Below are 19,120 nucleotides of genomic sequence, written 5' to 3' on the forward strand. Positions count from 1 at the left end.
ACGCCAGGCTCGTTGTCATCCCGGAAGCCTCGCAGAGGCTGTCCGGGACCTAGGGGACTGGGCCGATGCGGTGCGGTTCACCTGGATCCCGGCCTTCCGCTTCGCTACAGCCGGGATGACAACGTCAGGCGGGCTTTGGGTCCAACCCTCCTCACCCCTCCGCCAGCGCCTTGACCCCGCCGCCGTCGCCCGGGGTCACCACGAACCGCTTGAGCACCCGGGTCTGGTACTGGGGATCCAGGATGGTCGACACGGCGATCAGCTCGCCCGTCGCCCGGCCATGTTCGAGGGTCAGCAGCAGGAAGCCCTTGGCGGCCTGGTCGGTGAACTTCACCTCCTTGTTGCGCGCCACATAGGCCTGGTCCAACGGCGCGCCGGGCAGGTAGTCGCCGTAACCGGGCGAGGTCACCGAGGTGACGCCGAACTCGGCCGCCACCCGCGCGGCGCCCGCGTCATCCCACAGCTCGTTGGCCCAGAACGCGTGGCTGTCGCCCGACAGCACGATCGGCCGGGCCTTGTAGGCCTTGAAGATGTCGTGGACCCGGGCCCGGTCGGCCGGATAGCCGTCCCAGGCGTCCAGGTTGCCGGGCGCGCCGGCCTGGGACAGGCCGCGGCTCTGCTCGACCGGCTTGGCGACGTAGTCCGGCAGCTTGGCCAGCAGGGCCGCATAGGCCGCCTCGCCCATGGTCGCCTTCAGGTCGGGCGGGACCACCCGGGCCATCACCACCTGGTTGCCCAGCACCTGCCAGGCCGTGCCGGCCTTCATCGAGGCGTCGACCTCGCGGGCCAGCCACTGCTCCTGGCCCTGACCCATCATCCGGCGGTCGGGATCGGCCAGCTTGGCGGCGAAGGCGGTGAAGTCGGGCTTGCCGTCCTTGACCGGCAGGTCGTGGGCGTAGTCCAGCTGGTGGGTGCGGGCCGTCAGCCGGGTCTCTGTCATCATCAGAGTGGCGACGTCGCCGAACTGGAAGCGGCGCCAGGAGGCCTCGGGCAGGGTCCCGGGCGCCGGCTCGCGGATCGGCATCCACTCGTAATAGGCCTTGATCCCGGCGGCCTTGCGCTTGGCCCAGTCGCCCTCCGTGGCGGGCTGGTGGTTCTCGGCCCCGCCGATCCAGCTGTTGTCGGCGGTCTCGTGGTCGTCCCAGACCACGATCCACGGCGCGCGGGCGTGAGCGGCCTGCAGGGCGGGGTCGGTCTTGTAGAGGGCGTGGCGGCGGCGGTAGTCGGCCAGGCTGAGCAGCTCGCGCGGCGGGTCGGGCACGCGGGTCTTGGCGGTCGGCGAGGCCATGCCGTAGTCGTCCGGCGCGGCCCCGTACTCGTAGATGTAGTCGCCCAGGTGCAGCACGGCGTCGACGCGCGGCAACTTGGCGATCGCGTCATAGGCGTTGAAATAGCCGTTCGGGTAGAGGCTGCAGGAGGCCACGGCCAGGACGACGTCGCGGACCTGGCCCTTGGGCAGGGTGCGCGTGCGGCCGCCGGCGGCCTTGCCGAACGGCTTGCCGTTTCGGACGTACCGGAAGCGATAGAAGTAGTCGGTCGCCGGCTTCAGGCCGGTGACGTCGACCTTGACCGTGTAGTCGCGCGCCGGGGTCGCCGTGGCCTGGCCCTGGCGGACGATGGCCTTGAAGCCGGGATCGGTCGCCACGTCCCAGCGCACCGCGATCGGGGCGGTCGTCGCCTCGGCCGTGATCCGGGTCCACAGCACCACCCGGTCCTCCAGCGGGTCGCCCGAGGCGACGCCGTGCAGGAACGCGGCCCGGCCGGCGAACAGCTTCCGGGGGGCGGCCGCCATGGCCTCGCCGGCCGCGCTCGCGCCGCCCAGGCCGAAAAGGGCCAGGGCCCTGCGTCTGTCGATGGTCATGCTCAACTCCCCGAGGGCGCCGCTTGGTCGTCTCGCGCGTCGACGCAGAGACAACAGCGGAATGATGATGTCTGTCCAGCCAAGGCCGTCGAGGACAGGCGTCCGCGCCTGTCCTCCGGGCGATCGGGCGCCTAGCGCCGCAGTGAGAAGGTCACGCCGTAATAGCGCGGATTGCCGGCGATGAAGGTCGGGATGCCGAAGCCGTCGCCGGTGTTACCGGCGTCCTTGACGTATTTCTCGTCGGTGGCGTTGGTCACGAAGGCCCCGACCGTCCAGCGGGCGAACGAGGGCTGGTACTGCAGGCGCAGGTCCAGCAGGCCGTAGCTCTTCTGGAACTCGTCCTGCACCAGGTCGGGGATCAGGTTGTTCTTCTGCAGGGCCGGGATGTCGTTGTCGTCGTCGAAGAAGGTCTTGGACTGCCAGGCGTAGATCGGCGTGAAGGTGAAGCGGCCGTTCAGCAGGTCGGCGTGCAGGCTGGCGCCTAGCGAGACCTTGTTGTCCGGCGACAGGCGGAAGCGGTTGCCGTCGCGGATGCCGGCCTTGAAGCGTCCGTGGTTGTAGCCGTAGGTCGCGAACACCTCGGCGAAGCTGGCCGCCTGCCAGGTGGCCTGGCCCTCGAAGCCGTAGCTTTCGGCCTTGCCGGCGTTGGTGGTGATGACCTGGGCGCCGTCCTGCACCGTCGTCTGGAAGTTGTCGTAGCTGTAGAAGTAGACGGCGCCCTCCACATGGAGCCGTCCGTCCAGCAGGCGGCTCTTGGCGCCGGCCTCGTAGCTGTCGACGGTCTCGGCCGCCACCGGCGTGAACTTGCCCGGCGACATCGGCGCGACGGGCGCGGCCGAGGACAGCACCTTGGGACGGCGACCGCGGGCGTAGGACGCGTACAGGCTGGCGTCGGGCGTCGCCTGGTAGCGGCCGACCAGGCGCCAGGTCAGGCCGTCGTCGGTGAAGTCCTGGGTCGAGACCTGGCCGTTGCCGGTGGTCGGCTGGGCGAACAGGCCGAACATCGGGATCGGATAGGCCGCCGAGGTCGGGATGTTGGCCGCGCCCGGAACCGCCAGGGCGCCGAGGATCGCCTGGCGCGTCGCCGCCGGCTGGCTGAGCGCCCCGATCGTCCCGCCCAGGATCGAGCGCTGGCTGACCTGCGAGGCGATCCCGCTGGACTTGTCGTCATTGGTGTAGCGCAGGCCGGCCGACAGCTCGAAGCGGTCGGTCACATGCCAGGTGGCGTCGCCATAGACGTCCCACGATTTCGTCGCGCCGTAGTTGGTGAACTGCTCGGTGTGGACGCCCAGATTGCTGGCGATGCCCTGGGCGACCGCGCCGGTCGCCGCGCCCCGGGTCAGGCCGGTGACCAGGGCCGACAGGAAGGCGGTGTTGGTCAGCACCGCCGTGGGCTGGGGATTGGGCTTGGTCAACTGGCCGGTCAGCAGGGCCAGGGCGTAGCACTCGTCGAACTGCAGCGGCACGCGGGTCCGGGCCTCCTCGTCGAAATAGCTGACGCCGCCGAACCAGCTGACCCTGCCGCCGTCGTCGTGGTTCAGGCGCAGTTCCTGGCTGTACTGCCGGCCGCGCGCGTCCTCGGCGAACACGAACATGGGCAGCGAGAAGCCGTCGGGATCGAACACCTCGTCGCTGGCGAAGTGGCGGGCGGCGGTGATCGACGACAGGCTCCAGGCGTCGTTGAAGCGGTAGTCGACCAGGGCCGTCGCGCCCTGCACGAAGCGCTTGAGGCCCAGGGACGCGCCGCCCTCGAAGCCGTAGCCGCTGGACAGGCCGGCCGGGCTGTTGGGGTCGCGGTCGCCCAGGGCCTGGCCGGTGGCGATGTTGGTCGGGTTGAAGCTGTTGGACTTGAACGCCGTGCCGGTCGGATGGTCGGCCTCGTAGTTGAGGATCAGGTCGGCGTCGAGCTTGGCCGTCGGCGACCAGTGGGCCGACAGGCGCAGGGCGCCGGTGTCGGTCGAGCCCAGGTTGCGGCCGCCCAGCAGGTTCTCGATGGCGCCGTCGCGCTCCTTGTAGCGGCCGGCCAGGCGGAGGGCGAAGGTGTCGCTCAGCGGCACGTTGGCCATGCCCTCGAACAGGCCATAGCCATGGTCGCCCAGCTCGGCCCCGACCCGCCAGTCCAGGGCGCGGGGATCGGCCTTGTTCTGGATGATGTTGACCGCCCCGATCATCGCGCCGCGCCCGAACAGGGTCGATTGCGGCCCCTTGGCCACCTCGATGCGCTGGACGTCGAACAGCTCGACATACGAGCCACGCGACTTGGAGATCGAGACGCCGTCCTGGAACACCGAGACTCGCGGCTCGACCGTGGCCTCGCCGCTGTCGGAGGTGATGCCGCGCATCACGAAGCCGGGGTTGTTGGGCGACTGGTTCTGGACCTGGAAGCCGGGAACGAAGGCCGACAGCTTGTCGAACTCCTGTACGCCCAGCCTGTCGAGCATGGCGCCCGAATAGGCCGTCAGGGCGATCGGCACGTCCAGGGCCTTCTGCTCGCGCTTCTGGGCGGTGACGATCAGTTCCTCGACCTGGCCGTCGACCGGTTCCGCGGGCGGAGCGCCGGGCTCGGCGGCGTGGGCCGCGCCGGCGCAGAGCGCCAGGCCGCTGACGGCCGTCATCAGCAAGGTGGTGTGGAACACGCGCATCGACTATCCCCTTCGGGCGCAAGACAAGAACCTGAGCCGTTAGGCGCGGGCGGTGTCGGCGGTACGACAGACCCATGACGGAGCCATGAACACGCCTTGATCCCGCCGCCCGACCCGATCCCGCCGCTCGTCGACGACGAGGTCGACGACCTGGACGTCCCCGGATCGGGCATCGCCGGCGGCGGCGCGGTCGTGCGGATCGCGCTGGGCCCGGATCTGGCCGGCCAGCGGCTGGACAAGGCCCTGGCGACCGCCGCGCCGGATCTGTCGCGGGCCCGGCTGCAGGCCCTGATCGCCGCCGGCCAGGTGTCGCTGGTCGTCGAGGGCGCCGCGCCGCGCCCGATGGCCGACGGCAAGGCCAAGGCCCCGGCCGGGGTCTACGCGGTGCTCGTTCCGCCGCCGGTCGCCGCCGAGCCCGAGCCGGAGGACACCCCGCTCAGCGTGCTCTACGAGGACGCCCACCTGATCGTCGTCGACAAGCCGCCGGGCATGGCCGCCCACCCCGCGCCCGGCTGCGAGACCGGCACCCTGGTCAACGCCCTGCTGTTCCACTGCGGGACCAGCCTGTCGGGGATCGGCGGAGTGGCGCGGCCGGGCATCGTCCATCGGCTGGACAAGGACACCTCCGGGGTGATGGTCGCGGCCAAGACCGACGCCGCCCACCAGGGGCTGTCGGCCCTGTTCGCCGCCCACGACATCGACCGCATGTACCTGGCCCTGACCCGCGGCGCGCCGCATCCGCCGGCCGGGACCATCGAGACCCGCCTGGGCCGCTCGCCGCACGACCGCAAGAAGATGGCGGTGCTGAAAACCGGCGGCCGCGAGGCGGTCACCCACTATCGCGTCGAGAAAACGTTCGGCGCCGCCAACAAGCCCCTGGCCGCGCGGGTCGCCTGCCGGCTGGAGACCGGCCGCACCCACCAGATCCGCGTGCACATGGCCAGCAAGGGCAGCCCCTGCCTGGGCGACCCGGTCTATGGCGCCGGCGCACCAGCCGCGCCCGTGAAGGCGGCCCTGACCGAAATCGGCTTCGCGCGCCAAGCCTTGCACGCCGCCGTGCTGGGCTTCGTCCACCCGATCACCGGCGAAACCCTGCGGTTCGAGACCCCCATGCCGCCGGACATGGCGGCGCTGGAAGCCGCCCTTGAAGCGCTGTGACGGCGTCCCCAGCTAGACCTTGCTACGCCGATACATTCAGGCCCTAATTCGGTTACAGATCGCGCCCAGTGTGACGGGGTCGGAGGTTTCGTCCATGTTCGCGTCCCGCATCGTCCTCGCCGCCGCCCTCCTGGCCCTGCCCTTGACGGCCCCCGGCGCCGCGCTCGCCCGTTCGGCCGACGACGAGGTCGTGACCACCGCCGCCGCCCGCGCCACCCGGCCGCCGACCGAGGCCGAACTGGAGAAGGCCAAGGCCGACGCCCAGGCCCAGGCGCAGGCCGACCGCGTCGCCAAGCCGATCAGCACCGAGGACCAGGTCGCCGCCTGGCTGGCCGGGTCCCCGCCGGTCGCGCGAAGCGCCGGCGGCCTGGACTACGCCGCGCGCCCGGCGCTCGACGTCAACGGCTATCCGCTGGACAAGGACGGCAAGCGCCAGGTCCACGGCGAGATGGGCGTCAGCGTCGGCACCGGCGGCTATCGCAGCGGCTATGTCTCCAGCCTGATCCCGATCGGCGAGACCGGCACCCTGGGCGTCGCCGTCAGCCAGACCGACTTCGGCAAGCACGGCCGCTACGGTTACGACGGCTATGGCGGCGGATACGGCTACGGCTGGGGTCCGCGCGGCGGAACGTCCCAGTCCCTGGCCCTGTCGCTGGACATGCGCGGCGGCGGCGGACGTTCCAAGTCCGACACGCCGGACGGCTGCGCCCCCGGCTTCCGCGACGGCGACCGCTATGTCGAGCCGGTCTGGGTCACCGAGATGCGCGGCGACAAGAGCTGCGCGGCGGCGACGCGGCCCTAAAGCGCGTCAGGCGCGGGGTCAGCGCCTGAGACCTATCGCCTCGGGGGCGAACCGGCTGGTCTTGTTCGCCGATACTTAAGAGCTTGCGGTCAAGGTGCCCGCCTCAGGGCGTCATCGGACCGATCTATGCAGCCGGAAATCACCGCTTTCCACCACCCCGCCACCGGGCGGGTGACCTATCTGATCGCCGATCCGGCCACCCAGCTCTGCGCCTTCGTCGACCCCGTCCTCGACTATGATCCCCTGACTCAGGCCGTCGACACCCGCTTCGTCGACGCCATCATCGCCGACGTCCGCGCCAAGGACCTGGGGCCGACCTGGATCCTGGAGACCGGCCTGCACACCGACCACCTGTCGGCCGCCGGCCACCTGAAGTACGAGACCGGCGCCTCGATCTGCATCGGCGCCCCGGTGCTGGACAGCCTCAGGCGCCTGGTCCCCGTGCTGGGGAGCGACGGCGTCGACCTGGACGGCTGGGACTTCGACAAGCTGGCCCAGGACGGCGAGGCCCTGCCCATGGGCGGGATCGAGATCACCGCCATCGCCCTGCCCGGCCGGCTGCCCGGGGCCACCGCCTACCAGGTCGGCGACGTGGTCTTCGCCGGCTCCGCCCTGCTGCCGCCGGACCAGGGCCTGGACGACAGCGCCGCCCCGGGCGCCGACGCGGCCGGACAACACGCCGCCGCCCGCCGGCTGCTGGGCCTGCCGCCCGAGACCCGCCTGCTGGTCGGCCGGACCGGCGCGGACGCCGAGGCCTGGAACACCACCGTCGGCGACCAGAAGGCCCGCAACGTCGACGCCGGCGACGCCGTGCCGGCCGAGGCCTTCGTCGCCCGCCGCGCCGCCGTCCTGGCCACGCCCGGCCCCCTGGCCGCGCCGGCCCTGCAGGTCGGGATCCGCGCCTTCCGCCTGCCGCCCCAAGGCGAGGACGGCAAGCGCTTCCACCCCGTCGACCTCAGTTCCATTTAAAAACGGACTTGCCTCGCCCCGGCCACGCGCCTAGATGCTTCGCACGCGAAGAACTTGACGCTGACGAACCGGGAGACGCCGCCGTGGCCGAAGACAAGAGCGCCGAACTGACCGCCGCCCAGGCCGGCAAGCTGCCGGGCCTGCTGGGCCTGGAATGGACGCAGGCGGTCCCCGGCTGCGTGACCGGCCGCATGACCGTCGCCAAGCACCACATGGCCCCCAACGGCTTCCTGCACGCCGCCAGCGTCATCGCCCTGGCCGACAGCGCCTGCGGCTACGGCTGCGTGGTGTCGCTGCCCGACGGCGCCAGCGGCTTCACCACCATCGAGCTGAAGTCCAACTTCCTGGGCACGGTGCGCGAGGGCGGCGGCGTGGCCTGCGAGGCGAGCCTGGTCCACGGCGGCCGCAACACCCAGGTCTGGGACGCGATCGTCACCGCCGAAGCCACCGGCAAGACCATCGCCCTTTTCCGCTGCACCCAGATGGTTCTCTACCCCAAGGCCTGAGGCCCGGCGGCCTCCCGGCCGGAAACCGCGGCCCGCGACACAAAAGCTTGTCACAGGCTCTTGCGCTCTTTCGACGACGCCGCTAGGTATCCCGCCCTCACTCAAGGCACGCCTCCGGGCGGCCTGCGAAGACCCCCTGGAGAGGTGGCAGAGTGGTCGAATGTACCGCACTCGAAATGCGGCGTGCCTGGAAGGGCACCGTGGGTTCGAATCCCACCCTCTCCGCCACTAACCCCAGAAAACTCGACCTCGCTCGCGGACAGCCGTCGCGCCCCTCAGCGGATCGTGACGCGCTTGACGAGGATCGTGTCGCCGCCGTTGACGACGGGGACCTTGGTTTCGAGCACATCGACCTCGGCGCCCGCGTCACGGAATTCGTCAAGGCGGGCGGCGGTCTGGGAACCGAAGGCCGTGGCCGGTAGGCTGATGGCGAAGCTGCCGCTGCCTCGGATGGCCTGCATGACCAGATCGTCGGTCAGGTAGTAGCGCGCCCAGTAGCGGTCCGGGTCGGTCGCCATGACGTGGGCGGCCTCGGCCTGTCGGGCCTGCTCCTCGTCACGGCGCGCCTGCACCAGCTTGGCGTCCTCGCGCGCCATCGCCAGCTCGGTCTTGAACGACATCGAGACCTCCCTTCAAGCCGAAGACAATCTCAATTACGCCTTGATGAACAACACCACTTTAGCGTCCGAAAACGACGACGCAAGGCGTCGGCGGTCGCCAGCCGCGCGCCCGGCGGCTAGCGTCGGCGCGAGTCGCCCGAGCGGAGTCCTGTCGTGAGCGCCGATCCCACACCCGCCCCCCGCCCCTGGTGGAAGGACGCCGTCGTCTACCAGATCTATCCGCGCTCGTTCCTCGACACCGATGGCGACGGGATCGGCGATCTGCCGGGGATCACGGCGCGGCTGGACTATCTGAAGGACCTGGGCGTCGACGTCGTCTGGCTCAGCCCGCACTTCGACAGCCCCAACGCCGACAACGGCTACGACATCCGCGACTACCGCCAGGTGATGGCCCAGTTCGGGACCATGGCCGACTTCGACGCCATGCTGGCCGGGATGCGGGCCCGCGGCATCCGGCTGATCATCGACCTGGTGGTCAACCACAGCAGCGACGAGCACGCCTGGTTCGTCGAGAGCCGCAAGGGCCGCGACAACCCCTATCGCGACTACTACATCTGGCGCGACGGTAAGGCGGCCGACCTGGGCGGCGGCCCGCCCAACAACTACGCCGCCTTCTTCGGCGGCCCGGCCTGGACCTTCGACGAGGCGACCGGCCAGTACTACCTGCACTATTTCGCGGCCAAGCAGCCCGACCTGAACTGGGAGAACCCCAAGGTCCGGCAGGAGGTCCACGACCTGATGCGGTTCTGGCTCGACAAGGGCGTGTCGGGCTTCCGGATGGACGTCATCCCGTTCATCGCCAAGCCGCCCGGCCTGCCGGACCTGACGCCGGACGAACTGCGCGCGCCGCAGTTCGTCTACGCCGCCGGGCCCCGGCTGCATGACTATCTGCGCGAAATGCGCCGCGAGGTTCTGGACCGCTACGACACGATGACCGTCGGCGAGGCCTTCGGGGTCCGCCCCGACCAGGCGCGCGACCTGATCGACAGCCGCCGCCGCGAGCTGGACCTGGTGTTCAATTTCGACATCGTGCGGATGGACATCGACGGCTGGCGCAAGACGACCTGGACCCTGCCCCGGCTGAAGGCGCTCTATACCGAGCTGGACCAGGCGGCCGGGCCGTTCGGCTGGAACACGGTGTTCCTGTCCAACCACGACAATCCGCGTTCGGTCTCGCATTTCGGCGACGACGATCCGGCCTGGGTCGAGCGTTCCGCCAAAACCGTCAACACATTGATCCTGACCCAGCGCGGCACGCCGTTCCTCTACCAGGGCGAGGAGCTGGGCATGACCAACTATCCGTTCCAGACCCTGGACGACTTCGACGACCTGGAGGTGGCCGGCCGCTGGCGCGACGTGCGCCACCGGGTGTCGGAGAAGGAGTACCTGGCCAACGCCCGGGCCATGGGCCGCGACAACAGCCGCACGCCGATGCAGTGGACGGACGGTCCGAACGGCGGCTTCACCACGGGCCGGCCCTGGCTGGCGGTCAATCCCAACGCCGCGGCGATCAACGCGGCGGACCAGGCGGCGCGGCCGGACTCGGTGCTGGCCCACACCCGCGCCCTGATCGCCTTCCGGCGAGAGTCGGTCGACCTGCGCGAGGGCGACTACCGCGACCTCGACCCCGATCACCCACAGATCTTCGCCTATCGCCGGGGAGAGCGGATTGTCGTGCTGCTGAACTTCGGCCGCGAGCCGGTGCGCTACGTCCTGCCGGACGGCCTGGCGGTGGAGGGCGCGGCGTTCGGAAGCGCCGAGGTTACGGACAGGGTCGTGACGCTGGACGGCTGGGACTTCGCGATCCTGACGGTCAGCGATCTCTAGGCCGGATCGACATTCAGCCGAAGACCACCAAACCTTTCGTCATTCCCGCCTTTGTGGCGGGAGCCCCTGGTTCAGCTGGCACGTGAGCCTCAAGCGAACCGCCAGCGGTTCGCCCCTACCGCACCCGCGGCCGACAAAGAGGTTCCCGCCACAAGGGCGTGTGTTCACCGAGACCGACAATTGCTGGCGGTAGCGGTCTGAAGGTCGAGAAACGTGGCCTTTGCCAATGCCTGCTCACGAGCTGTTACGGGCGTTCGCCGGGGCTGCCGTGCACGCAACTTACCTTGCGGCGACGAGCGCCGCCGCCAGCGCCGCATCCTCGGTGGCGGTCGCGCCTGACACGCCTAGCGCCCCGACCACACGTCCTCCAGCGACGATGGGGACGCCACCCCCGATGGCAAGCACCTCGTCCGAGGTGATCAGCGCGGTGCGCCCGCCCTGTACGCGCTCCTCCATATTCGCCGTAGTGAGCTTGAGACGGGCGGAGGTGCGAGCCTTCTGCTGTGCGAGCTGGGTCGATGCGTAGGGAGCATTGTCCATTTTCGCAAAGGCGACGAGTTCGCCTGACGGCTCGACCACGGCGAAGGCCATCTTGAGCCCTTTGGCGACGCTCTGGTCGATCCCGCTGCGGATGAGGGCCAGGGCTTCATCGGCCGAGATGGGGGGGCCGTAGGCCATGGCCTGTACCTCAGGCGCCTGAGCGGTGGCCGGAGTCGACGCCAGGACGACGCATGTCAGCACCATGGTGAACTTCAAGTGACGGCCCCCATCTCAGCGCGGCCCGGCCGCATAGTGAGCCTCGGCGACCGGCTCCAGCCACTCTACACCGCCCTCTGAAATGGCGACGTGAGACATTGCGGATGTCGCCGTCGCGCCGTGCCAGTGCTTCTCGCCGGGCGCTGTGACCACGACATCTCCAGCGCACATCGTCTCGATAGGTCCGCCCTCGCGCTGCCCCCAGCCGCACCCTTCTGTTACGACAAGGGTCTGGCCATACGCGTGACGGTGCCAGGCGCTTCGGCCGCCGGCCTCAAACCTGACCGATGCGCCAGCTATGCGCGAGGCGCCGATCCCCCTGAACGGCGCCGAGACCTGTACGACCCCCGTAAAACTACTCGCTGGGCCGCGACTGATCGGTTCGGCTCCCCTGCGCACGACGCGCAGGCCGTCCGCGTCGCCCGGCGCGGGCGCGGGCGGTTGCATATCGGCAGCCGTCAGCCCCCGCGCCTCCAGCACCTGCCGTGCCACGCCCAGAGCTGAAACGGACTTGGGCCAGCCCGAGTAGAACGCCAGGTGCGTGATGAGCCCGCCGATCTCATATGGCTTCACCCCATTGTCCAGAGACCGGTTGAGGTGGTTCGTCATCTGCGCGGTGTTCCCGCCGACGACCAGAGCAGACAGGGTGACTAGACTTCGGTCACGAGGACTCAAGTCGGGTCCGCGCCAGACGCTCCCGAACAGAACCTCGTCGGTATAGCGGGCGAGCGCAGGGGCCGCCCACCGCATGTCTTCGGGCGCGACAGTCGGGGCGGGCGTCTGCGCGACCGCCGATCCAGCCACACATGCGGCCGTGAGGGTCGCTATCATCCACGGCCTCATCGACGCACCGCAGGAGGAGCTTCCCGACCCGAGTGCGCCAGAACCGCGTCTGGCAAGCGCTGACCGCGCACCTCGATTTCGCGAACCGCTCCATCGAGTTCCGCCAGCTCGGCCGGCGTAAACTCAACCGCCACGGCCCCGGTGTTCTGGATCATGTGCGTGACGTTCGTCGTCCCAGGGATCGGAACGATCCAAGGCTTTTGCGCCATCAGCCAGGCCAGCGCGATCTGCGACGGCGCCGCTTGCTTGCGCTCGCCCCACCGCTTCAATAGCTCCACCAACTTCAGATTATGGGGCAGGTTTTCTGGCGCGAAGCGGCTTTCCACACCTCGGATGTCCCCGGGCGCAAAGCGCGTGTTGGCGTCGATCCAGCCGGTAAGGAACTGCACACCCAAGGGGCTCCACGGAACGAAGCCGATGCCGAGTTCCTCACAAAGGGGGATCACGTCACGCTCTGGCCCGCGCCACAGCATCGAGTATTCGTTCTGAACAGCAGTGACGGGCAGAGCTGAGTGCGCGCGGCGGAGTGTATCCTGGCCCATCTCGGAGAGGCCCCAGTGCTTGACCTTTCCTTCCTGCATCAAGCCCTGCACCGCGCCGGCTACATCCTCGATTGGCACCGCCGGATCGACGCGATGCTGATACAGCAGGTCGATTCTGTCGGTGCGCAGACGCCGCAGCATGGCTTCGACCGCGCGCTTGATGTGCTCGGGTCGGCTGTTGAGCCCAGGCCGCCGCTGACCCGTCTCAAGATCGATGTCCCAGCCAAACTTCGATGTGATCACCACCTCGTCTCGGAAAGGCTGGATGGCGTCGCCCAGGATCCGCTCGCACTCGTGCGGACCGTAAGCCTCCGCGCAGTCGAAGAAGGTCACGCCATTGTCGAAAGCCGCGCGGATAAGATCTACCTGCTCAGGCCGATAAGGGGTCTCGGTCGTGTACTTTCGGAAGTTGTTCTGGACCCCGAGCCCAATGGCCGAGACTTCCAGCGCACCCAGACGCCGCCGGCCCGGACCAACGCCCTTGGCGGGCTTCCGGGCGGAAGCGGCAGCGGCCGGCGATGCAGCGGACGTGACGACCATGCCCGCAGTCGCGAGCCCAACAAGGCCACGGCGGCTGATCGCGCTCTTCGTCTTCTCCATGCTCTCGCCTTTCGTCTGAAGAGGGTTCGCGCGTCCAGCAACCAACGCAGGGGCCTCCGGTCTTCGCGATGCCGAGAAAGATAGACCTGGCCATCCAACCCGATTAGGCGGGATAATCGGGATGCTCTTTGAAGTGAGACTTACAAATGGCGCAGGGCTTTGATGAACTCGCAGCCTTTGCGCTGGTGGCCAAGGAGCGCAGCTTTACGCGTGCTAGCGCCAAGATGGGGGTCTCCCCCTCGGCTCTGAGCCAGACCATCAAAGCCCTTGAGGCCCGACTAGGTGTCCGACTGCTGGCCCGGACCACGCGTAGTGTGGCGCCAACAGAGGCGGGCGAGCGGCTCTTGGAAACCGTCGCGCCGCGCTTCGAGGAAATCCAGCACGCCCTCTCTGCGTTGAGCGAATTGCGTGAACAGCCTGCTGGCTCAATTCGTATAACAGCGGGCGAACATGCGGCGCTGACGGTGCTTCAGCCAGGCCTCGCCAGGTTGCTGCCGCAGTACCCCGACATCAACGTGGAAATTCTCGTTGATTATGGAATGGTGGATATCGTCGCCGAAGGCTTCGACGCCGGCGTACGCCTTGGCGAACAGGTCGCAAAGGACATGATCGCGCTGCGCATTGGCCCGAACATGCGAATGGCCGTGGTGGGGTCACCTGCCTATTTTCAGGGACGCAAGCCGCCTCTGACGCCGCAAGATCTTACGGACCACAACTGCATCAACATGCGGCTCCCAACGCATGGCGGAATTTTCGCGTGGGAGTTCGAGAAAGACGGTCGCGAGCTCCGGGTGCGGGTTGTCGGGCAACTCGTCTTCAACACAATCCGCCAGCGCCTCGACTCCGCGCTGCAGGGCTTGGGCCTGGCCTACATGCCCGAAGACATTGCGGCGCCCAGCATCGCCTCCGGCGACCTGGTGCGGGTGCTGGAGGATTGGTGCCCCCCCTTCACTGGCTATCATCTATACTACCCCAGCCGGCGAAACGCCTCGCCAGCGTTCTCCAAACTCGTCGAGGCGTTGAGGTTCAGGCCGGACAGCGCTTGATTGGCCAATACGGTCTAGGCTGAGGCGAAGGTCCGCGTTCTGCCAGCGACGAAGGTTTGCCAGTACCGGTGTATCCCCTCATTTCCGGGCGGGAATGACGGAGTTATATCTGAATGTCGATTGGCCCCAGGCCGCCGGAAACAGCCCTCATCACGCGCCGCTTCGCAACCCCGCCGGAGACGAAAAAGGCGCCTGAACCGTTGTCATCCCGGAAGCCTCGCAGAGGCTGTCCGGGACCCAGGGCCGGCGCGCTGCGGTGGTCCTGGGTCCCGGCTCTTCGCTTCGCTACGGCCGGGATGACAACGGCGGAGGCGTGCTCCAGTTCATTCGACCCTACGCCTTGATGAAGGCCAGCAGGTCCGGATTGATGATCTCCGGATGGGTGGTGCACATGCCGTGCGGCAGGCCCGGATAGGTCTTCAGCGCGCCGTGCTTGAGCAGCTTGATGCCCAGCTTGGCGGAATCCTCGATCGGCACGATCTGGTCGTCCTCGCCGTGCATCAGGAAGACCGGCACGTCGACCGACTTGAGGTCGTCGGTGAAGTCGGTTTCCGAGAAGGCCTTGATGCAGTCGTAATGGGCCTTGGCCCCGCCCATCATGCCCTGGCGCCACCAGTTCTCGACCGTGGCCGGCGAGACCTTCGCGCCCGGGCGGTTGAAGCCGTAGAACGGGCCGGCCGCGACGTCGTGGAAGAACTGGGCGCGGTTGGCGTTCTGGGCGGCGCGGAAACCGTCGAACACCTCGATCGGCAGGCCGCCCGGGTTCTTGTCGGACTTGACCATGATCGGCGGCACGGCGCCGATCAGCACCACCTTGGCCACCCGGCCCGGCTTGGCGCGGGCGGCGTAGTGGATGGCCTCGCCGCCGCCGGTCGAGTGGCCCACGTGGATGGCGTTCTTCAGGTCCAGATGGTCGGTCAGGGCGATGACGTCGGCCGCGTAGGTGTCCATCTCGTTGCCGGTGTCGGTCTGGCTGGACCGACCGTGGCCGCGGCGGTCGTGGGCGATGACCCGGAAGCCTTCGCCCAGGAAGAACATCATCTGGTTGTCCCAGTCGTCGGCGCTGAGCGGCCAGCCGTGGTGGAACACGATCGGCTGGGCGGTCTTGGGGCCCCAGTCCTTGTAGAAGATCTGCGTGCCGTCCTTAGTGGTGACGAAGCCGCTGCTCATTTTGCTGTCTCCTGGGGATTTGGGCGAGGCCTTGGGCGTCGCCGCGGACGATGGGGTCGGCGCGAGGGACGGAAGGGCGGCCACCAGGGCCAGGCTGAGGCCGCTGGTGACGACGCCGCGCCGCGAGGCGCCGTCCTGCTCGCTGGAAGTTGTGGTCATGCCCCGCCCTCTCCGTCGGCCCGGCGGAAGGACCGCCAGGTTCGGGCCGGAGGCTAGGCCGTTCGTCGCCCCAGGGCTTGGACATGCCTGCCGTGACTTGAAGGTTCTTCGCGCCTGACAGCGTTGGCGCCGGGCGAGGTCAGACTTCCGGGCGGAAGAAGGTGTTGGCTGTCAGCCGGCCAAGGCGGGGACCGCATGGCCTTCCCGGGCCGATCCGCGGTGCCTCGGCGCGCGGGTCGGGACCCGGCGCGAAGGCGGGCGGGCTCACCGCCGCGGCGCCTCGCCGGCCTCGGCCGTGGCGAGGTCGGGCGCCTGGGTCGAGAAGCCGCGCGCATAGACGTCGGTCAGCAGGGCGCGATGGTCGGGCAGGCCGGCGGCGGCGCGCAGTCCCGCCTCCCGCACTCGCGCGAAGTCGGCCCGGGCCAGGTCGCCATGGACGTGCGCCGCCGGATCGACGGTGGTTTCGAACCCCATGCCGTACAGGATGTACTGGTAGTTAAAGTACTTGAAGCTCTCGTGCAGGTTCGGGAAGTCGAACACGTTGGGCGGCCGGTGTTTCCACATCGCCAGATGATCTTGCAGCGTCTCGGGGATCGAGGCCGGGTCGGCGTTGTCGGTCCAGAAGCGGTTGTCGGTGCGCTGGCTCAGGCAGTAGTGCAGCTTGATGAAGTCGATGGCCCGCAGGTAGCGGTCGGTCATGGCCGCGTTGAACTGGCGGGCGGCGGCCTCCATCGCGCCCCGGCGCGGCAGGTTGCGGGCCAACATGTAGGCGGCGGCCTCGATCAGCACGATGCCGGTGGATTCCAGCGGCTCCAGGAAGCCGCCGGACAGGCCCACCGCGACGCAGTTCCCGATCCAGTGCCGGTCGCGATGGCCGACCTTCAGCTTCAGCAGCCGCGGCGTCAGCCCCTCGCCCGCCTTGCCGACATAGCCGCGCAGGGCCTGTTCGGCGCGATCGTCGGTGGTGTGCCGGCTGGAATAGACATAGCCCGTGCCGCGCCGGTCGGGCAGGCCGATGTCCCAGGTCCAGCCCGCCTCGTGGGCGGTCGAGATCGTGGTCGTGGCCACCGGGACGTCGGGGCGGTCATAGGGGACCTGCAGGGCCAGGGCCCGGTCGACGAACAGGGTGTCGCCCTTGTCGATCCAGGCCGAGCCCATGGCCTCGCCGATCAGGGCGCCGGCGAAGCCCGTGCAGTCGACATAGAGGTCGGCCGTCAGGTCGCCGTGCTCGCGGGTGGTGACCGAGGCGATGGAGCCGTCCTCGGCCTTGTTGACCGCCAGCACGTTGCCCAGCACGTGCCGGACGCCCGTGGCCTTGCCGACGTCGCGCAGCAGGCCCGCCAGCTTGCCCGCGTCGAAGTGGTAGGCGTAGGCCATCGGCCCGCCGTACTGCGGATCGTCCAGCCGCTTGGGACCCCGGCCGGCCTCGCAGACCTTGTCCTGCAGGGTGACGGCGTCGGAGAACGGGATGTCCCCCGCCTGGCCCATCAGCCAGTAGGGCGCCAGGTCCAGGCCGCCGTTCAGCAGCCGGGGCTGGGCGAACGGGTGGTAGTAGTGGCTGTGGACCCCGTCCCGGGGCGCGGTCTTCCAGTCGACGAACCGGATGCCCTGCTTGAAGGCCGCCCCCGCCTCGCGCATGAACCGCGCCTCGTCGACGCCCAGCGTCCGCATGGTGTTCTGGATGGTCGGGAACGTGCCCTCGCCCACCCCGATGATGCCGATCTCGCTGGACTCGATCAGGGTGATGCGCACGCCGTCCGGCCGGGTCGAGCCCAGTCGCCGGGCCAGGTAGGCGGCGGTCATCCAGCCGGCCGTGCCGCCGCCGACGATCAGGATGTCGTTGATCGTCTGGCTCATGGCCTCACCCCGGCAGCAGGCAACGCACCGCCTCGCCGATCCGCTCGGCGTCGGGGCCCAGCACCACGTGCACGGCCCGCGCGCCGACCCGGACCACGCCGCGCGAGTCCAGGGCCGCCAGGGCCGCCTCGTCGACGGCGGCGTTGTCGCGGACCACCAGCCGCAGGCGGCTGGAGCAGGCCCCGACCGCCTCGACATTGGCGAAGCCGCCCAAAGCGCCGACCAGGGCCTCGGCCCGCGCGTCGTCGGCGGCGGTCGGCAGGGCGACGGGCGCGGCGGCCTTGGCCACAACGGGCTTGGCCGGAGCCGGGGTTCCCCCGCCCGCCATCGCGGCGCGGATCTCGCCGGCCACGCCGTCGGCGATCGGGCCGAGCACGACCTGCAGGGCCTTGTCCGACGGCTTGACGATCCCCCGCGCGCCCAAGGCCTTCAGGGCCGGTTCGTTGACCGCGCCCTGGTCGGCGACGATCAGGCGCAGCCGGGTGGTGCAGGCGTCGACCGACACGAGGTTGGCCGCCCCGCCCAGGGCCTGGACGAAGTCGGCTCCGCGTCCGCCGCCCGTGGTCGCCGCTTCGGCCGTGACCACATCGTCGGCCTCGCGGCCCGGGGTTTTGAGGTCGAACTTGACGATGAAGAAGCGGAACAGGCCGTAATAGACCCCGGCGTACAGCGCCCCCAGCGGCAGCAGCCACAGCGGATGGGTCGCCTTGCCGAAGTTCAGCACATAGTCGAACAGCCCGGCCGAGAAGGTGAAGCCCAGCTTGATGTCCAGGGCGTTCATCACGGCCATGGCCACGCCGGTCAGCACCGCGTGCACCGCATAGAGCAGCGGGGCCAGGAACATGAAGCTGAACTCGATCGGCTCGGTCACGCCGGTCAGGAACGAGGTCAGGGCCAGCGAGGTCAGCATGCCGCCGACCGCCTTTTTCTTCTCCGGCCGGGCCGTGTGGTACATGGCCAGGCAGGCGGCGGGCAGGCCGAACATCATCACCGGGAAGAACCCGCTCATGAAGCCGCCGGCGCTGGGATCGTCGGCGAAGAACCGCCGCAGGTCGCCGGTCGCGCCGTGATAGTCGCCGATCACGAACCAGGCGATGTTGTTGAGGATGTGGTGCAGGCCGGTGACGATCAGGATCCGGTTCAGGAAGCCGTAGACCAGCAGGCCGAACTCGCCGGAGCCGACGATGGCCCGGCTGGCCCCGTCGACGGCGCCGTTGATGCCGTCATAGCCCAGGCCGATCAGCACCGCGATCAGCAGGCCGGCCAGGCCGCTGATGATCGGCACGAAGCGCCGGCCGCTGAAGAAGGCCAGGTACTCGGGCAGCTTGAAGGTCGAGAAGCGGTTGTAGAACATGCCGCCGACCAGGCCCGAGGCGATGCCGATCGGCACGCTGAGCTTGGCCAGGGCCTTGGCCTTGTAGGCGGCCGAGGCCAGGTCGGCGTGGGCCTTGATCAGGCCGGCCGTGACGTCCGGCGGCACGTGCAGCAGGGCCTTGGCGCCCTCGGTGGCGATCAGGAAACAGACCACGCCGGCCAGGCCGGCCGCGCCGTTGTTCTCCTTGGCGAAGCCCACGGCCACGCCGATGGCGAACAGCAGGCCCAGGTTGGAGAAGATCGCGTCGCCGGCCGCGGCCACGAAGGCGATGTTCAGCAGGTCCGGCTGGCCCAGCCGCAGCAGCAGCCCAGCCACCGGCAGGACGGCGATCGGCAGCATCAGGGCGCGGCCCAGGGGCTGGAGGAATTCGAGCGGGGACTTCATCGA

General features: G+C 69.3%; 15 protein-coding genes and 1 tRNA gene. 7 read left to right on the top strand and 9 right to left on the bottom strand.

Annotated elements, in window-relative coordinates:
* Positions 1–151: 151 nt before the first annotated feature.
* Positions 152–1,861 (bottom strand): alkaline phosphatase D family protein, encoded by a 1,710-nt coding sequence (locus tag AC07NX_RS15455; RefSeq protein ID WP_494642972.1) that lies wholly within the window; start codon positions 1,859–1,861, stop codon positions 152–154.
* A 131-nt stretch (positions 1,862–1,992) separates the two neighbouring features.
* Complete coding sequence (locus AC07NX_RS15460) at positions 1,993–4,503, bottom strand: TonB-dependent receptor (protein ID WP_494642974.1); 2,511 nt, start codon at positions 4,501–4,503, stop codon at positions 1,993–1,995.
* A 96-nt stretch (positions 4,504–4,599) separates the two neighbouring features.
* Here AC07NX_RS15460 and AC07NX_RS15465 point away from each other — a divergent pair, with 96 nt between their 5' ends.
* From AC07NX_RS15465 to AC07NX_RS15485, 5 genes are all read left to right on the top strand, one after another.
* Positions 4,600–5,661, top strand: a complete 1,062-nt coding sequence (locus AC07NX_RS15465) for an RluA family pseudouridine synthase (RefSeq protein WP_494642976.1) — start codon at positions 4,600–4,602, stop codon at positions 5,659–5,661.
* Positions 5,662–5,755: 94 nt separating this feature from the next.
* Positions 5,756–6,463, top strand: a complete 708-nt coding sequence (locus AC07NX_RS15470; RefSeq protein WP_494642978.1) for a hypothetical protein — start codon at positions 5,756–5,758, stop codon at positions 6,461–6,463.
* A gap of 126 nt (positions 6,464–6,589) precedes the next feature.
* Positions 6,590–7,432 (top strand): MBL fold metallo-hydrolase, encoded by an 843-nt coding sequence (locus tag AC07NX_RS15475; RefSeq protein ID WP_494642980.1) that lies wholly within the window; start codon positions 6,590–6,592, stop codon positions 7,430–7,432.
* A gap of 83 nt (positions 7,433–7,515) precedes the next feature.
* Positions 7,516–7,938 carry a PaaI family thioesterase gene (locus tag AC07NX_RS15480; protein WP_494642982.1) on the top strand — a complete coding sequence of 141 codons (423 nt, stop codon included), beginning with the start codon at positions 7,516–7,518 and terminating at the stop codon, positions 7,936–7,938.
* 138 nt (positions 7,939–8,076) lie between these two features.
* Positions 8,077–8,166: transfer RNA gene (locus AC07NX_RS15485), tRNA-Ser, on the top strand.
* A 47-nt stretch (positions 8,167–8,213) separates the two neighbouring features.
* On the opposite strand, the gene AC07NX_RS15490 is transcribed toward AC07NX_RS15485, so the two are convergent.
* Positions 8,214–8,558 carry a hypothetical protein gene (locus AC07NX_RS15490; protein ID WP_494642983.1) on the bottom strand — a complete coding sequence of 115 codons (345 nt, stop codon included), beginning with the start codon at positions 8,556–8,558 and terminating at the stop codon, positions 8,214–8,216.
* Between the two features lie 153 nt (positions 8,559–8,711).
* Between AC07NX_RS15490 and AC07NX_RS15495 the strand changes: the two genes are divergently transcribed.
* Positions 8,712–10,385, top strand: coding sequence for a glycoside hydrolase family 13 protein (locus AC07NX_RS15495; protein WP_494642985.1), 1,674 nt, complete (start codon positions 8,712–8,714; stop codon positions 10,383–10,385).
* Between the two features lie 279 nt (positions 10,386–10,664).
* Here AC07NX_RS15495 and AC07NX_RS15500 read toward each other — a convergent pair whose 3' ends face one another.
* From AC07NX_RS15500 to AC07NX_RS15510, 3 genes are read right to left on the bottom strand one after another with little or no spacing between them, the layout of a single operon-like run.
* The gene (locus tag AC07NX_RS15500) at positions 10,665–11,141 is read right to left on the bottom strand and encodes a GlcG/HbpS family heme-binding protein (protein ID WP_494642986.1); all 477 of its coding nucleotides are present in this window, start codon (positions 11,139–11,141) and stop codon (positions 10,665–10,667) included.
* Between the two features lie 15 nt (positions 11,142–11,156).
* Complete coding sequence (locus tag AC07NX_RS15505) at positions 11,157–11,972, bottom strand: (R)-mandelonitrile lyase (RefSeq protein ID WP_494642987.1); 816 nt, start codon at positions 11,970–11,972, stop codon at positions 11,157–11,159.
* Between the two features lie 8 nt (positions 11,973–11,980).
* A complete protein-coding gene (locus AC07NX_RS15510) occupies positions 11,981–13,126 on the bottom strand; it encodes an aldo/keto reductase (protein ID WP_494642989.1) in 1,146 nt (381 codons plus the stop codon).
* A 146-nt stretch (positions 13,127–13,272) separates the two neighbouring features.
* Between AC07NX_RS15510 and AC07NX_RS15515 the strand changes: the two genes are divergently transcribed.
* A complete protein-coding gene (locus tag AC07NX_RS15515; protein WP_494642990.1) occupies positions 13,273–14,172 on the top strand; it encodes a LysR family transcriptional regulator in 900 nt (299 codons plus the stop codon).
* Between the two features lie 333 nt (positions 14,173–14,505).
* On the opposite strand, the gene AC07NX_RS15520 is transcribed toward AC07NX_RS15515, so the two are convergent.
* From AC07NX_RS15520 to nagE, 3 genes are all read right to left on the bottom strand, one after another.
* On the bottom strand, positions 14,506–15,342 hold the full coding sequence (locus AC07NX_RS15520) for an alpha/beta fold hydrolase (RefSeq protein WP_494643078.1): 837 nt from the start codon (positions 15,340–15,342) through the stop codon (positions 14,506–14,508).
* Positions 15,343–15,765: 423 nt separating this feature from the next.
* A complete protein-coding gene (locus AC07NX_RS15525) occupies positions 15,766–17,358 on the bottom strand; it encodes a tryptophan halogenase family protein (protein ID WP_494642992.1) in 1,593 nt (530 codons plus the stop codon).
* 4 nt (positions 17,359–17,362) lie between these two features.
* Complete coding sequence (nagE, locus tag AC07NX_RS15530; protein ID WP_494642994.1) at positions 17,363–19,117, bottom strand: N-acetylglucosamine-specific PTS transporter subunit IIBC; 1,755 nt, start codon at positions 19,115–19,117, stop codon at positions 17,363–17,365.
* Positions 19,118–19,120: the final 3 nt, after the last annotated feature.

Source organism: Caulobacter sp. GW821-FHT09A05, assembly GCF_059418465.1.